This window comes from Streptomyces sp. 840.1, from assembly GCF_003751445.1.
GTDB lineage: Bacteria > Actinomycetota > Actinomycetes > Streptomycetales > Streptomycetaceae > Streptomyces.
This window is the reverse complement of the sequence record NZ_RJUU01000001.1, coordinates 885,311-900,019: the sequence shown is the minus strand read 5'-3', so window position 1 is coordinate 900,019 and position 14,709 is coordinate 885,311. Positions and strand designations below refer to the sequence as shown.

Annotated in this window: 10 protein-coding genes; 3 read left to right on the top strand and 7 right to left on the bottom strand. The window is 71.8% G+C overall.

All coding sequences use genetic code 11. The features are described from left to right. Positions 1–58: 58 nt before the first annotated feature. Together EDD93_RS03920 and EDD93_RS03915 are read right to left on the bottom strand one after the other, a co-directional pair. Entirely contained in the window at positions 59–301 is a 243-nt protein-coding gene (locus EDD93_RS03920; protein WP_123523841.1) for a hypothetical protein, read from the bottom strand. After that, positions 298–1,269 carry an SPFH domain-containing protein gene (locus tag EDD93_RS03915; RefSeq protein ID WP_123523840.1) on the bottom strand — a complete coding sequence of 324 codons (972 nt, stop codon included), beginning with the start codon at positions 1,267–1,269 and terminating at the stop codon, positions 298–300. The genes EDD93_RS03920 and EDD93_RS03915 overlap by 4 nt, the downstream gene beginning before the upstream one ends. Positions 1,270–1,491: 222 nt before the next feature. On the opposite strand from EDD93_RS03915, the gene EDD93_RS03910 reads away from it, so the two are divergent. After that, on the top strand, positions 1,492–3,795 hold the full coding sequence (locus EDD93_RS03910) for a transglycosylase domain-containing protein (RefSeq protein WP_123523839.1): 2,304 nt from the start codon (positions 1,492–1,494) through the stop codon (positions 3,793–3,795). A 180-nt stretch (positions 3,796–3,975) separates the two neighbouring features. On the opposite strand, the gene EDD93_RS03905 is transcribed toward EDD93_RS03910, so the two are convergent. The 3 genes from EDD93_RS03905 to EDD93_RS03895 form a co-directional block, all read right to left on the bottom strand. Next, positions 3,976–5,892 carry an ATP-binding SpoIIE family protein phosphatase gene (locus EDD93_RS03905; RefSeq protein ID WP_123523838.1) on the bottom strand — a complete coding sequence of 639 codons (1,917 nt, stop codon included), beginning with the start codon at positions 5,890–5,892 and terminating at the stop codon, positions 3,976–3,978. Positions 5,893–6,277: 385 nt separating this feature from the next. Beyond that, a complete protein-coding gene (locus EDD93_RS03900) occupies positions 6,278–6,997 on the bottom strand; it encodes a DUF402 domain-containing protein (RefSeq protein ID WP_123523837.1) in 720 nt (239 codons plus the stop codon). A 44-nt stretch (positions 6,998–7,041) separates the two neighbouring features. Continuing rightward, positions 7,042–8,457 (bottom strand): aspartate ammonia-lyase, encoded by a 1,416-nt coding sequence (locus tag EDD93_RS03895; protein WP_123523836.1) that lies wholly within the window; start codon positions 8,455–8,457, stop codon positions 7,042–7,044. A gap of 287 nt (positions 8,458–8,744) precedes the next feature. On the opposite strand from EDD93_RS03895, the gene EDD93_RS03890 reads away from it, so the two are divergent. Next, positions 8,745–10,271 (top strand): ricin-type beta-trefoil lectin domain protein, encoded by a 1,527-nt coding sequence (locus EDD93_RS03890; RefSeq protein WP_123523835.1) that lies wholly within the window; start codon positions 8,745–8,747, stop codon positions 10,269–10,271. 223 nt (positions 10,272–10,494) lie between these two features. Here the strand turns inward: EDD93_RS03890 and EDD93_RS03880 are convergent, their stop codons facing one another. Together EDD93_RS03880 and EDD93_RS03875 are read right to left on the bottom strand one after the other, a co-directional pair. Then, on the bottom strand, positions 10,495–11,796 hold the full coding sequence (locus EDD93_RS03880) for a M18 family aminopeptidase (protein WP_123523834.1): 1,302 nt from the start codon (positions 11,794–11,796) through the stop codon (positions 10,495–10,497). Positions 11,797–12,247: 451 nt separating this feature from the next. Beyond that, positions 12,248–13,453, bottom strand: a complete 1,206-nt coding sequence (locus EDD93_RS03875) for an MFS transporter (RefSeq protein ID WP_398904987.1) — start codon at positions 13,451–13,453, stop codon at positions 12,248–12,250. A gap of 199 nt (positions 13,454–13,652) precedes the next feature. Here EDD93_RS03875 and EDD93_RS03870 point away from each other — a divergent pair, with 199 nt between their 5' ends. Continuing rightward, positions 13,653–14,675, top strand: a complete 1,023-nt coding sequence (locus EDD93_RS03870; protein ID WP_123523833.1) for a LuxR C-terminal-related transcriptional regulator — start codon at positions 13,653–13,655, stop codon at positions 14,673–14,675. The last annotated feature ends 34 nt before the right edge of the window (positions 14,676–14,709 follow it).

Sequence of the window (14,709 nt, the reverse complement as noted above, 5' to 3'; positions counted from 1 at the left end):
GAAGAGGGGGGCCGACGGCCTCGGGGGCCTGGATGTCCGGGCCCCCGGGGGTCTGTCGTCACTGCGGTCCGGGGGACTTCGGTGGCCGCCCCCGGCGCGGGATCGGCGCCGCCCCGCCCGGCAGCCGTCCCGCCTCCGCGAGGGCCCGCCGCAGCAGGAACTCGATCTGCGCGTTCGCGCTGCGCAGCTCGTCCGACGCCCAGCGCGCGAGCGCGTCGTGTACCGCCGGGTCGAGCCGCAGCAGCATCTGCTTGCGCTGCTGCGGCTGCTGCGGCCTGCGCCGCGGTGTTTCCTCGGTCACTGGTAGAGCGTGCCCGTGTTGAGGACCGGCTGCACCGCGCGGTCACCGCACAGCACCACCATCAGGTTGCTCACCATGGCCGCCTTCCGCTCCGGGTCGAGCTCGACGATGTCCTGCTCCGCGATCCGGGTGAGCGCCATCTCGACCATGCCGACGGCACCCTCCACGATCTGCTGCCGGGCCGCGACGACGGCGCCCGCCTGCTGGCGCTGGAGCATCGCGGAGGCGATCTCGGGGGCGTACGCGAGGTGGCTGAATCGCGACTCGATGATCCGGACGCCCGCGGCCTGGACCCGTGCGGTCAGCTCCACGGCCAGCTTCTCGGTGATCTCCTCGGCGTTGCCCCGCAGCGAGAGGCCGCCCTCGTCGTGGGCGTCGTACGGGTACTCGATCGCGATGTGCCGGACGGCCGCCTCGGTCTGGGTGGCGACGAACTCCAGGAAGTCGTCGACCTCGAAGAGCGCCTGCGCGGTGTCGTCGACCTTCCAGACGACGATCGCGGCCAGCTCGATCGGGTTGCCGTAGGCGTCGTTGACCTTGAGGACCGCGGTCTCGTGGTTGCGGACCCGGGTGGAGATCTTGCGGCTGGAGGTCAGCGGGTTGATCCAGCGCAGGCCGTCGGCGCGAATCGTGCCCACGTAGCGGCCGAAGAGCTGGATGACCCGGGCCTCGCCCGGTGCGACCATCTTCACACCGCCCATGCAGAAGAACGAGGCGATGGCGAGCAGCACTCCGAGGATGCAGAGCGGGATGCCGACGCCGTTGTTCCCGTTGGACCCGATGACGCCGCCGACGATGGCGAGACCGACGCCGACGATCACCCCGACCACGGTGAGCAGCAGGCCGATGCCGCCCGGGATGCTGTGTGCCGTCGTCTCCCGGACCTGCGGTTCCGGCATTTGCGGCGCGTCCGGCGTGAGGTCCGGCGTCGGCGTGGCGGGTGTGGCCGGGACGTGCGGATCAGTCATGGAATCCCCCGTTTGTGCGGGCTAGCTCGGCGCTAGCAATGTGATTTCACATTAACTCATGTGACAACCCTGCGCACCTCTCGTGAGTCGGTTCCCTTGAAAGCGGGTGCTGATTGTCACGTCCGGAAAAGGGCGGATCGCTGGGCTTCTGTCCCTGTCAGGGGTGTTAGCTGGCAGGTCCGAGCTGATCCGGTCGAGCAGAGAAACGGGAGCAACACAGCAATGGGTCGAGCGGATGCGCGACGAGCCCAGCGGCGCGGGTCGCGGCGGGCCGTGAAGAGGGGCGGCATACGCAGACTCTTCACCTGGCGAAAACTACTGGGCGCGGCCTTCGGGCTCTGTCTGCTGGTCATGGGCGCGTTCGCCGTGCTCTACATGGTCGTGCAGGTGCCGGAGGGCAACGCACAGGCCAAGCTCCAGGCCAACGTCTACAAGTACTCCGACGGCAAACTGCTGGCCCGGACGGGCGAGGTCAACCGGGAGATCGTGAGCCTGGCCGAGGTGCCCAAGGACGTCCAGCGGACCTTCGTGGCCGCCGAGAACAAGTCCTTCTACCACGACCAGGGCGTCGACTTCAAAGGTACCGCCCGAGGCCTGATCAACACCGTTTCCGGCAAGGGCAAGCAGGGTGGCTCGACCATCACCCAGCAGTACGTCAAGAACTACTACCTCGACGCCGACCAGACGGTCACCCGCAAGCTCAAAGAGCTGGTCATCTCGCTGAAGGTCGACCAGAAACGGTCCAAGAGCGAGATCCTCGCCGGGTACATCAACACCAGCTACTACGGCCGGGGCGCCTACGGGATCCAGGCCGCGGCGCAGGCGTACTACGGCAAGGACGCCAAGGACCTGGACGTCACCGAGGGCGCCTACCTCGCCGCCCTGCTCCAGGCCCCCAGCCAGTACGACTGGGCCGTCGCCACCGACCACGGCAAGGCGCTCGTCAAGGAGCGCTGGAACTACGTGCTCGACAACATGGTCGACGAGCACTGGCTGGACGCGGGCGAGCGCCAGGGGCTGAAGTTCAAGGCCCCGCAGGCCCCCAAGCAGTCCGAGGGGCTCTCCGGCCAGAAGGGCTACATCGTGGCCGCGGCGCGCGCGGCGGTGCAGAAGCAGGAGCACATCACCGACGCGCAGTTCGACGCCGGCGGCTGGACGATCACCGTCAACATCGACAAGAAGAAGCAGCAGGAGCTGGAGAAGTCGGTCAAGGCCAAGCTGACCGACAAGCTGGACACCAAGGGGCGCAAGCTCGACCAGGACGTCCAGGCCGGTGCGGTCTCCGTCGACCCGAAGACCGGCCGGGTGCTCGCCATGTACGGCGGCCGCGGACTGACCGAGCACTACATCTCCAACGCCACCCGGCGCGACTACCAGCCCGCCTCCACCTTCAAGCCGGTCATCCTCGCGGCGGCGCTCGACCAGGAGTCGCAGACCCAGGACCACCAGCAGATCACCGCCGACACCCGCTACGACGGCACCAGCAAGCGCCCGGTCAAGGGCAGCGACGTCGCGTTCGCGCCGGAGAACGAGGACGACGCGGACTACGGCCAGGTCACCGTGCAGACCGCGATGAACAAGTCCATCAACTCCGTCTTCGCGCAGATGGGCGTGGACGTCGGCATGGACCGCGTGATGCAGACCGCCGGCAAACTCGGCATGGACGTCGAGGGACTCCAGGCCGTGCCGGCGCAGACCCTCGGTTCCATGGGCGCGAGCCCGATGGAGATGGCCGGGGTCTACGCGACCCTCGACAACCACGGCAAGAAGGTCACTCCGCAGATCGTGAAGTCGGCCCAGAAGCAGGGCGAGCAGCCGATCGAGCTGCCCGAGGCGATCGGTGGCCAGGTGATCAAGCGCCAGGCCGCGGACTCCGTGACCTCCGTGCTGACCGGCGTGGTCGACGACGGTACGGCCCACGAGGCGGTACGCAACGCAGAGGGGCTCGCCGACCAGCAGATCGCGGGCAAGACCGGCACCTCGGACGACAACAAGTCCGCCTGGTTCACCGGCTACACCCCCCGACTGGTCACCTCGGTGGGCCTCTTCGGCGAGGCCGCCTACGCCCGCACCGACGACGACGCCAAGAAGATCGGCAAGGGCGCCCAGGTGCCCCTGAAGGGTGCCGGCGGCGGCGGCCGGGTCAACGGCGGTGGCTTCCCCGCCGACATCTGGGCGAGCTTCACCGCCCAGGCGATGGGCGACCCGGGCGAGTTCGACCTCGACACGGACATGGGCGCCGCGGTCACCCCGCCGAGCCCGACCACCTCACCGAGCCCGTCCATCACGCCCTCCAAGAAGGCCTCGCCCTCGGACGACCCGACGACCAGCGCGCCCCCGTCCTCGGATCCGTCGAAGGAGAGCGTGCCCCCGCCGTCCGTGCCGCCGCCGTCCTCCCCGTCGGGCGACCCGTCGGGCGACCCGACCACCGAGCCGCCGCCCGACCCCGACCCCAGCGACTCGGCCGAACTGCCGGTGGATCCCGGGGGCGACCGGCCGAACGGTGACAACGGCCTGACACAGTGACGCGCTGATCCGGCTACCGGAACGCCGGAAGGGGCGGTGTACGAGGAAGACTCCTCGTACACCGCCCCTTCCGCTGTTCCGGTAGCGCCGGTCCGGGCCAGGAGATGGCCGGAAATGTTCGACGCCGGACGTTTGCCCGGTCACCCGCGCCCGGCTGCCGGGCCCGCCTGCCGCTCTTGGCTACTGTCCCCGGGTGGGCATCTCGAACCAGACGACCTTGCCCGTCGACAGGCGCGTCGCGCCCCACCGCCGGGCCAGCCGGTTCACCAGGAAGAGTCCGCGACCGCCCTCGTCCATGTCCCGGGCGCGGCGCTGGCGCGGCAGCTGCGGGGAGTCGTCACCGACCTCGCAGCGCAGGATGTCGGTCCGCAGCAGCCGCAGCGTCACCGGCCGCTCCGCGTACCGCACGGCGTTGGTCACCACCTCGCTGACCAGCAGCTCCACCGAGTCCGACAGGTCCTCCAGACCCCAGCGGCTCAGGGCGCGGCGGGCCAGCCTGCGGGCCCGGCCCGGGGCCGAGTCCTCCGGCTCCAGGAACCAGTACGCGACGTCGCTCGGCGCGATCCCGTCGAAGCGGGCGGCCAGCAGGGCGATGTCGTCGTCCCGGTCGCCGGGGCCGAGCATGTCCAGCACGTCGTCGCAGAGGGCCTCCAGCGGCGGCGAGTGGTCGGGCCCAGTCAGCCGGGCGGTGGTGGCGAGCCGCTCGCGCAGCTGCTCGATGCCGGTCCACACGTCCCGCAGCCGGGACTCCACCAGGCCGTCGGTGTAGAGGAGCAGGGTGGCGCCCGCGGGGGCGTCCAGCTCGACGGCCTCGAAGTCCACGCCGCCGACACCGATCGGCGCCCCGGGCGGTACCCGCAGCACCTCGGCGCGGCCGCCGAGGTGGAGCAGCACGGGCGGCGGGTGACCGGCGTTGGCGATGGTGATGCGGTGGGCGACGGGGTCGTACACCGCGTACAGGCAGGTCGCCATGCGGTCGCTGCCGAGCCGCTGGGCCTGCTCGTCGAGGTGGTGCAGGACCTCCTGCGGGGGCAGGTCGAGCCCGGCCAGGGTCTGCGCCGTGGTGCGCAGCTGGCCCATGATCGCGGCTGAGGTCATGGAGTGGCCCATGACGTCGCCGACGACCAGGGCGACCCGGCTGCCGGGCAGCGGGATCGCGTCGTACCAGTCGCCGCCGACCCGGGCCGTCTCGGCGGCCGGCAGGTAGCGGGAGGCGAGCCGGACCCCGGTGGGCTGCGGCAGCGAGTCGGGCAGCATGGTGCGCTGGAGCTCGTCCGCGATGTAGGCCTCGCGCCCGTACAGCACGGCCTTGTCGATGCCGAGCGCGGTGTGCGTGGCCAGCTGGGCCGCGACCAGCAGGTCGTTGGCCTCGAACGGCGGGCGTTCGGTGCCGCGCAGGAAGACCGCCGCGCCGATCACCCGGCGCCGGCCGCGCAGCGGGGCCAGGATCGCGCGGTGCCCGGACGGTACGGTCCGGCCGGCGCCGAGCAGCTCGGGCAGGGCGGCGCGGGCCGCGGCGGAGTCACCGAACACCGGCCGCACTCCGCGCAGCACCTCGGCCAGCGCACCGCCGGGGCGGACCTCGCACAGTTCGGCGGCGGGCGTCAGATCGGTCTGCGGATCGATGGCGGCCGGCCGGAGCCGCTCGCTCTCCGTCAGTCCGTCGGCGAGTTCGTCGCTCAGCCGCAGCCGGTCGGAGCGGCGCAGCCGCAGCACGAACGGGTTGACGGGGCGCTCGTCGCCGACCGGCAGCGGGTCGCGGAGGTAGACGAGTATGGCGTCGGAGAACGTCGGCACGCTGGCCCGGCACAGGCCGAGGACGATCTCGTCCAGATCTATCCCGCGGGCGATCCGGCGGGTCGCGGCACCCACGAAGCGCAGCCGGTCGCCCTCGCGACGGGCAGCCGCCTGGGGGTCCGGTCCTGCCGCCGGGCCTGTTCCGGCAGTGCCGGGACCGGGGCCCTTGGCCGGGCCCGGGATCGCCGTGGCGGCAGCGGCGGCCGCCGACGCGGCATCCCGCTGCCGCGGCCGGGCGCGTTCCTGCGGCCGGGCGGCGAGAGGCTGCCGGCCTTCGTGGGAGGTGGGGTGCTCCGTCACGCTTGGGGTTCCGTCCGTCCGGGCCGGTTGTATGAGGCAATCACCTTGTGGGGCGCTACTGTGCCCCGGCATGAGCGGCAATAACAACGGCTGACACCGCATGCCCCGGAACACCGGGCCGAAACCGGACGTCCGTGAACGGGGACGGTGACAACGTTTTCGGCGGTGGGGCGGCGAACAGTGAGCACGTCTCCACCCCCTCGTAGTGGCTCATGCGATGCGGGCAACTCGTGCGACTCATACGACTGATGCGGTCATGAAGCGTGCAACCAGTGCGATGACTCGATGATTTACGGTCAGCTCGTGTGCGGCGCCCGCAGGGTCGGGCGGACCGGCCCTCCTCGGGACGATCCAGGGTCTGTCCCCCTGGGGTGCGTCAAGGGTCTCACGACGGCATGGCGGAGGGGGTACGGTCCCAGTCATCCGGAAGCCGGTCCCAGTCGTCCGGAAGCGTGGGCACCCGCCACTGCGGATCGGGCCGCCAGTCCTCCCAGCCGTCCCGGAACGGCGCCCCCCAGTCGCGGATCACCCCGACCGCCGCGCGCCCCGCCTCCCGGACCCGCCGAGCGGTCGCGGGGGTCATCAGGCCGACCCGCTGGGCCTGGGCGAACTCGTCCTCGTCGCGCCAGAGCCAGCTGCGGTCCGGGTAGACCGAGATGTCCAGGAAGTGGTCCTCGGAGTCGATGCCGCCGGCCCAGCGGGTACGCGGCTCCTCCAGGTTCACGTACCAGCTGCGGAACTCCCAGCCGCGCTCCCAGAACAGCCAGACCGACCAGGGCTCGCCGGGCCGGGCCAGCTTCAGCACCCCGTTGCCCAGCCAGGGCGAACGGGCGGTGGTGCGCGGCGAGGTGTACCGGGTGGCGAGCGGCTCCGCGTGCACCTCGGTGCCGTCCGCGAGGACCGGCTTGACGCACTCGGTGCCGGGCGCCACCCAGACGGCCAGCAGATCTTCGGTGTCCTGGACGACGGTGACGGGGCGGCAGATGTGCACCGGGTTCCGCGCGCCGCCGGGCCCGGGGCCGTGCCGCACCGGTCCGTTGCCGCGGTAGCGCCACAGGATCTGATCACCCGGCGCCCAGCGCTCGGTCCCTCCGGTACCTGTCATGGAGGGATCTTAGTGAGCGAGCCGCCCCACCGCAGCGACGCGCGTCACGGGCGGGTCATCCGCAGCACGTCCAGCGCCTCGTCCAGCTGCTCCACGGTGAGGTCCCCGCGCTCGACGTAACCGGAGTCCAGCACCACCTCGCGGATGGTCCTCCGCTCGGCCAGGGACTTCTTGGCGACCTTCGCCGCCTCCTCGTAGCCGATGTACTTGTTCAGCGGGGTGACCACGGACGGCGAGGACTCCGCGTACTCCCTGGCCCGCTCCACGTTCGCGGTGATCCCGTCGACCGTGCGGTCGGCGAGCAGCCGGGAGACGTTGGTGAGCAGGCGTACGGACTCCAGCAGGTTCTTCGCGATGACCGGGAGCATCACGTTCAGCTCGAAGTTGCCCGCGGCCCCGGCGGCGGCGACCGTCGCGTCGTTCCCCGTCACCTGGGCGGCGACCATCAGCACGGCCTCGGGGATGACCGGGTTGACCTTCCCCGGCATGATCGACGAGCCCGGCTGCAGGTCGGGGAGGCTGATCTCGGCCAGTCCGGTGCGCGGCCCCGAGGCCATCCAGCGCAGGTCGTTGGAGATCTTGGTGAGGGAGACCGCGATCGTACGGAGCTGGCCGGAGGCCTCCACCAGGCCGTCCCGCGCGCCCTGCGCCTCGAAGTGGTCGCGGGCCTCGGTGAGCGGCAGTCCGGTGACCCGGGCGACCTCCGCGATCACGGCGGCCGAGAAGCCGGGCGGGGTGTTGATGCCGGTGCCGACGGCCGTGCCGCCCAGCGGCAGTTCCGCGAGGCGGGGGAGCGAGGCGTACAGCCGCTCGATGCCGTAGCGGATCTGCGCGGCGTACCCGCCGAACTCCTGGCCCAGGGTCACCGGGGTCGCGTCCATCAGATGGGTGCGGCCCGACTTCACGACCGCCGCGAACTCGACGGACTTGCGCTCCAGGGCTGCCGCGAGATGGTCCAGAGCGGGGATCAGCCCGCCCGTCACCGCGCCCGTGGCGGCGATGTGGATGGAGGACGGAAAGACGTCGTTGGAGGACTGCGAGGCGTTGACGTGGTCGTTGGGGTGGACCTCGCGGCCCAGGCGCTCGGTGGCGAGGGTGGCCAGCACCTCGTTGGTGTTCATGTTCGACGAGGTGCCGGAGCCGGTCTGGAAGACGTCGATCGGGAAGTGCGCGTCCCAGCCGCCCCCGGCGACCTCGGCCGCGGCGTCCTGGATGGCCCGCGCGATCTCCGGGTCGAGCACCTCCAGCTCGGCGTTCACCTTGGCGGCCGCGCCCTTGATGCGGGCGAGGGCCTCGATGTGGGCCCGCTCCAGGCGCTGCCCGGAGATCGGGAAGTTCTCCACCGCCCGCTGCGTCTGGGCCCGCCACTTCGCGTCGGCGGGCACCCTCACCTCGCCCATCGAGTCGTGCTCGACGCGGTAGTCCTCGGTACCGGCTGCGGTCGTTCCCTCGTCCGTCATCGTTCAACCTCCATAGGGCCGCCCGGGAAGTGGTGGGCGGCGTCATCTGCAGCGTTGTCGTCAATCAACAACTTCCCCGAGCTCTCGGCTTCGCTCGAGCAGGGGAGACCCCATTGCGTTGCCTCAATCCTCCGCCCTGCAGCTGCACGCACCCAGCCTCGCTCCTTCTTCCGCCCACCACTTCCCGGGCGGTCCTGAAAAAGATGAGCACTTGTCTTGTTCTATGTATTCCCAAGTCGGCTACCGACCAGTAAATACCGGGGGTAACAACAATCTCGGGAGGCGCAATGAGGCGCACAAGGTTCAGACTCCGTTGTACCGTCGCGGCCGTCGCCGCCACGGCGGCCGCACTGGGCGGGATGACCGCGGCCGCCGGACCGGCGGCCGCGGCACAGTCCGGTACCAGCACTACCTCATCCACCGCACTGCCGCCCGGACTGGAGGCCGTCCGCGCCGCCGAGGCCACCCAGCTGTACGGCGACCCCGCCGAGCGCCCGCTCGCCGACCGCAAGACCGGGCTGATCTCGCTCGGCGACAGCGAGATCTCGGGCGAGGGCGTCGGCACGTACGAGGCGGGCACCAACGGCCCCGACAACTGGTGCCACCGCTCGCCCGACTCCGCCATCCACCGCACCGGCATCCCGGCCGACGTCACGTACAACGTCTCCTGCTCCGGCGCGTACACCGGGAACATCGTCATCGGCGGTTCGAAGCAGTACGCCGACGAGCTGGTGCAGAGCGACAACCTCGCCATCAAGGCGCGCAACACCCGCATCAAGATGATCGTGCTGGTGGCGGGTGCCAATGACGACCTCCAGTTCGGTCCGGTCATGACGGACTGCGTCGAGCGCTGGGTCCTCCTCCAGGGCACCTGCGAGCCCAAGTACGCGGGCGGCTGGCAGGCCCGCGTCGATGGACTCGTCCCCAAGGTCGAGAAGACCGTCGGCGACCTGCGCACCGTCATGTCGGACGCCGGATACGCCAACAGCGACTACAAGCTCGTCGTCATGGGCTACCCGAGCCCGATCGGCCCCGACTTCTACGACAACCCGAACTTCCCCGGCAAGCTTCCCGGCGGCTGCGCCGGATACGACTCCGACGCCGCCTGGGGCCGCAACACCGCCGTCCCCGCCTTCGAGCGCGGCATGCGCAAGGCCGCCGCCGACACCGGCGCCGTCTACCTGGACAACTCCCGGCTCTTCCACGGCCACGAGGTGTGCAGCGAGTCCACCTGGGCCCGCGGCCTCTTCATCGACCTCTCGCACTTCCCGCCGGACTCCAACTCCCTGCGGCAGTCCTTCCACCCGAACGCGGCCGGCCACGGCGCCTTCGCCTCCTGCCTGACCCAGATCTACAACTCGGGCCTGCGCGAGGCGAGCTGCGCCGACCCGGCGAGCACCGGAAAGCCCGTGCTGCAGGCGGCCGCCTGGGACGACGTCTTCAAGCCGCTGAAGAACGGCGCCACCGGCACCTGCCTGGACGCCCCCGCCTCGGTCACCCGCAACAACACCGGCGTGACGGGCTGGGAGTGCCACGGCGGCCGCAACCAGGACTGGTGGTACGACGCCAGCACCAAGACCGTCCGTACGGAACTGAGCCACGACCGCTGCGTGGACGTACCGGGCGCCGACTACAGGGCGGGCGCCGCCCTCATCCTCTACAACTGCTCCGGCGCGGCCAACCAGCGCTTCGAGCGGCAGTCGGGCACCCTGCGCCCGGCCGCCGCCACGGGCCTGTGCGCGACCCTGGCGGGCGCCCACGACCCGCTGAGGCTCCAGCCCTGCGACGGAGGCGCGAGCCAGCGCTTCGCCTAGGGCCTCTCGTTTGGATCATGCCGGGCTCGCGGTGTCCGGCACGCACATCTGCGGCGTTGTCGTCGGTCGCCAATGCTCCGCATTTACTCCCTCCTCCGCCTTGCAGCCGCACGCACCGGACACCGCTCCCTGATCCGGCCTGATCCAAACGAAAGACCCTAGCGGGCCCGTTCTCCGGGCTGCGGGGAGGGGCGGTACCGCACTCCTCCCCGCAGCCCCCGGGTCAGCCGGACGTCACGAACGCGCCCAGGATCGCCGCCAGGTGACCCGGGTCGTCCGCCCCGCACAGCTCACGCGCCGAGTGCATCGAAAGGCCGGGCACTCCCACGTCCACGGTCGGGACACCCAGCCGGGCCGCGGTGAGCGGGCCGATCGACGTACCGCACGGCATCGCGTTGTTCGAGACGAACGGCTGCCACGGGGCGCCCGCCCGCTCGCAGGCCGACGCGAACACCGCGATGCCGGTCGAGTCGGTGGCGTAGCGCTGGTTGACGTTGACCTTGACCGTGGGGCCGCTGTTGGGCAGCGGGCGGTGGTCCGGGTCGTGCCGCTCCGCGTAGTTGGGGTGCACCGCGTGCGCCATGTCGGCCGAGAGACAGAAGGCACCGGCCAGCGCCCGCGACCAGTCCTCCGGGCTGCCGCCGCGCGCGGTCACCGAGCGGCTCAGGACGCGCTCCAGCAGCGGGCTCTGCGCTCCCGTGTCGGAACCGCTGCCGACCTCCTCGTGGTCGAAGGCCGCCAGGACCGGGATGTACGCCGGCTCCTGGGCGGCCGTCGCCGTCGCGGCCAGCGCCGTGACCCCGGCGTGCACCGACACCAGGTTGTCCAGCCGGGAGGAGACCACGAACTCCCGCTCCGCGCCCAGGTATCCGGGCGGCTGGATGTCGTGGAGCATCAGGTCCCACCCCAGCACCTCCTCCGGATCGGCCTCCGCGGCCGCCGCGACCCGGCGCAGCAGGGCCCCCTCCTCGGCGGCGCCGAGCGACCAGACCGGGGCGATGTGGCGCTGCCGGTCCAGGGACAGGCCCTCATTGACGGTCCGGTCCAGGTGGATGGCCAGCTGCGGTACGCGCAGGAGCGGTTCGTCGATCTGGACGAGCCGGGAGTCGGTCGTGCCGCCGGGGCCCCGGAGCGCGAGCCGGCCCGAGATGCCCAGGTCCCGGTCGAGCCAGGTGTTGAGCGGCACTCCGCCGTAGATCTCCACCGCGATCTGCCGCCAGCCCGCGGAGCCGGTGTCCGGGGTGGGCTTGATCCGCAGGTTCGGTGAGTCGGTGTGGGTGCCGATGATCCGGAAGGGCGTGTGGGCGGGGGTGCCCTCGGGGGCGTACCAGGCGATCAGTGCGCCGCCCCGGACGACGAAGCTGCCGCCCGTGGTGCCCGTCCAGTCGTCCGTGCCCCGCAGTTCACGGAAGCCGGCCTTCTCCAGCCGCTGGGCGGCGCTCGCGACGGCGTGGTACGGGGAAGGGCTGGCCCTGATGAAGGAGAGCAGGTCATCGACGTGGCTGCGGTGGTGGACCGGCGTCATGCGGTCTCCGCCTTTCCGGTGTGGGACGGTGAAGGAGTGCGGTGGTGCGGGGCGGGGTGTACGGGGTCGGTGGCACGGGCCTGGGCGTCCGGGCCGGGGTACCCGGGTCGGGGAGGCGACGCGAGGTGGGGCCGGGCGGGGCGGATTCTCCTGCGACGCGGACAACTCACCGCATCTGCCGCCGGCCCCGCAAGCCCGGTCGGCGGCCCGCTGCGCGAATGCGGCGGTGCGGCGCCGTTGCCCTCGGCCGGCAGACGCGGCCGCAGGGCCGGGCGGGACGGCCCGGACGGCACCGGAACGGTGAGCGGCGGGCGGCCGACAGCCGTACCCGCGCTGTCGCCCGCGCGCGGGAGGCGTCGCGGGGGCGTGGCGCAGGCCCCCGCGTAATTGGCTGAATTCAGTCGTACGCGGACCGCCCCGTGACCGGCACGCGACCCGGCCCGGGGCCCGGTCACGGCGGCGACGCTGCCGGCGGGGACCTGCGCAGGCCCGTCACCCGGATCAGGAACACCGCGGCGACCACGAGCGCGGCACCGTGGGACCAGCCCACGACCGTCAGCGGGGTGTAGTGGTCGAGCGCGGCCGCCACCAGGATCATCCCGGCGCCGAAGCCGAGGTTCTCCACCGTGGCGGAGAGCCCGAAGGCATGGGCGCGCAGCCCGGCCGGCAGGGTCTGCAGATGAGAGGTGTACGAGACCTCCGTGAGCCCGTCGGCGGCCCCGGCGACCAGCGCGATCGCGGCCGTGGCCGCCGGCGGGAACCCCGCGAACGCCAGGATGAACGCCGCCGACATGAGACAGGTGCCCCAGCCGAAGCCCAGCGCCCCCACCGACTGGCCGGTGCGGCGCGCGTAACGCTGGATCAGCTGCTGCACCACGATGTTGCCGAGCGCCCACAGGCACCAGAAGGCGCTGACGAACACGGCGGGGCGCGAGTCGTCGAGCTCGCTGGAGTAGACCGGAAGCGCCGCGTTGTGCGAGGACGAGCCCAGCGCGTCCACCCCTCGCAGCGCCACCATCAGCGCCAGACCGGGCGCGGCGGCCAGCGCGGCGAGCGCGACGGGCCCGCGCCGACGGGCCGGCGCGGCGTCCACCGGATTCCCGCCGGCTGCCGCGTCCGGCTCCTTCCCGCTCCGGTCCGTACTCCCGTCCCCGGCGCGCCGCTTGCCGCCGCCCGGGATGGGGAGCAGGGCCACCGTCACCGCGCAGACCGCGAAGGTGGCCGTGTCCACCACGAAGGCGGCGGTGTACCCGACGAGCGAGACGACGACGCCCGCAGAGGCGAAACCGGCCACCATGGCCAGCGAACGACCGGTGATCGAGAGGGAGTTGGCCCACGAGCGGCGGTCCTCGCCGACCATCTCGGGAATGGAACTGCGCAGGGACACCATGAAGAGCGTCCCGCAGGAGCCCACCACCACGGATACCGCGATCAGCGCGGCGGTCCGCAGCCCGTCCGGCGCGAGAACCAGCAGCAGCATCACCGACGCCTGCGCGATATTCGTCCAGAGCATCACGCTCTTCGCCGGGAATCGGGCGAGCAGCCCCCCGGCCGTCAGCCCGGCGGCGAATCCGGACGCGAGTCGCACCGCCATGAACAGCCCCATGGCGAGAGCCCGTCCGGTCGTCTCATAGACGAACAGATTGAGCGCCACCATATTCAGGAAGGTGCCGTACGAAGAGATGGCGTAGCCGGTCACGAGGAATCGATATCGCCGTACTCCGTAGCGCGAGTCGGCCGATTCGGCGTCCGGCCGGCTGAGGGTGTTGTCGGGGCCGGGCGTCACCCGTTCATAGTCGCCGAACCGTCGAACTGCCCGCCGTCATCCCTTGTGCACAAAGGTAATCTGCATACTTGTGAAGGACGATCAATCCAGCCCACCGGTATGCGATTGCCGCGAATCGCCGGCCGACAGCTGCGCACGGACCGGGGCCGGGGCCGGTCCGGAACGACCCTGCGAGAGCGCGCTCGCGACCTACCGGCGCGCACTGGTGGCGGGATGCCTTCCGCAGGGCGAGGTGGCCGGTTGCCTGCGGGACCTGCACCTGATGGTGGCCGACCGGGGCTCACCGGGATTCATGGTCCCCGTACCGCCGGAGACCGCGTCCTACACCGCGCTCGCCCCGCTCCAGGAGGCCCTCCTCGACCGGCGCCGGGCGCTGCGTGCCACCCGCGCCACGCTCTCCGTCTTCGAGGCCCTGTACGCGGACGTGCACCGCAGCGAACAGCCCGCGCTCGCCCGGCTGTCCGGGGAGGCCGTCATCAGCAGGGCGCTGGAAGCGGCGGTGGGCGGCTGCCGGGAACAGGTCCGCACCGCGCACCCGGGCGGCGGCCGCCCGGCACGCGTGCTCCAGGAGGCGCTGACCCGGGACCTGGGCAACCTGGGGCGGGGGGTCCGGCAGCGGACGATCTACCAGCACACCGTCCGCTCGGACCGGACGACCCTCGCGTACATCGAGCAGGTGACCGAGGCGGGAGCGGAGGTCAGGACCCTCGCCGAGGTGGTCGACCGGGTGATCGTGTTCGACCGCGATCTGGCGTTCGTCCCGTTCTCCGACGAACCGCACCACGCCCTGCGCGTCCAGCACCCGTCGCTGGTGCGGTTCCTGGCCCGCGCCTTCGACGAGGCCTGGGCCCGCGCGGTGCCGGTCCGCCCGGAGCGGGCACCACTGCGCACCCCCGTCATCACGTCGGACCTGCAGCGCGCCATCCTGCGGGCGGTGGTCAACGGCGAGACGGACGCCGCGATAGCGCGCCGGATCGGGATGAGCCGCCGCAGCGTGGCGGAGCACATGCGCAAGGTCTCCGAGCAGCTCGGCAGTACCGGCCGGGCCCAGCTCGGCTACCTGGTCGCGACCTCGGGCCTGCTCGACGGGTGAGGGGCCGCCCGGCCGGGCGGCCCCTCACCCGCGC

Bases quoted from the DNA above. Each gene is read 5' to 3' on its own strand.
- EDD93_RS03915 (WP_123523840.1), bottom strand. From the start codon at position 1,269: ATGACTGATCCGCACGTCCCGGCCACACCCGCCACGCCGACGCCGGAC.
- EDD93_RS03910 (WP_123523839.1), top strand. From the start codon at position 1,492: ATGGGTCGAGCGGATGCGCGACGAGCCCAGCGGCGCGGGTCGCGGCGG.
- EDD93_RS03900 (WP_123523837.1), bottom strand. From the start codon at position 6,997: ATGACAGGTACCGGAGGGACCGAGCGCTGGGCGCCGGGTGATCAGATC.
- EDD93_RS03895 (WP_123523836.1), bottom strand. From the start codon at position 8,457: ATGACGGACGAGGGAACGACCGCAGCCGGTACCGAGGACTACCGCGTC.
- EDD93_RS03890 (WP_123523835.1), top strand. From the start codon at position 8,745: ATGAGGCGCACAAGGTTCAGACTCCGTTGTACCGTCGCGGCCGTCGCC.
- EDD93_RS03880 (WP_123523834.1), bottom strand. From the start codon at position 11,796: ATGACGCCGGTCCACCACCGCAGCCACGTCGATGACCTGCTCTCCTTC.
- EDD93_RS03875 (WP_398904987.1), bottom strand. From the start codon at position 13,453: ATGGTGGCGCTCAATCTGTTCGTCTATGAGACGACCGGACGGGCTCTC.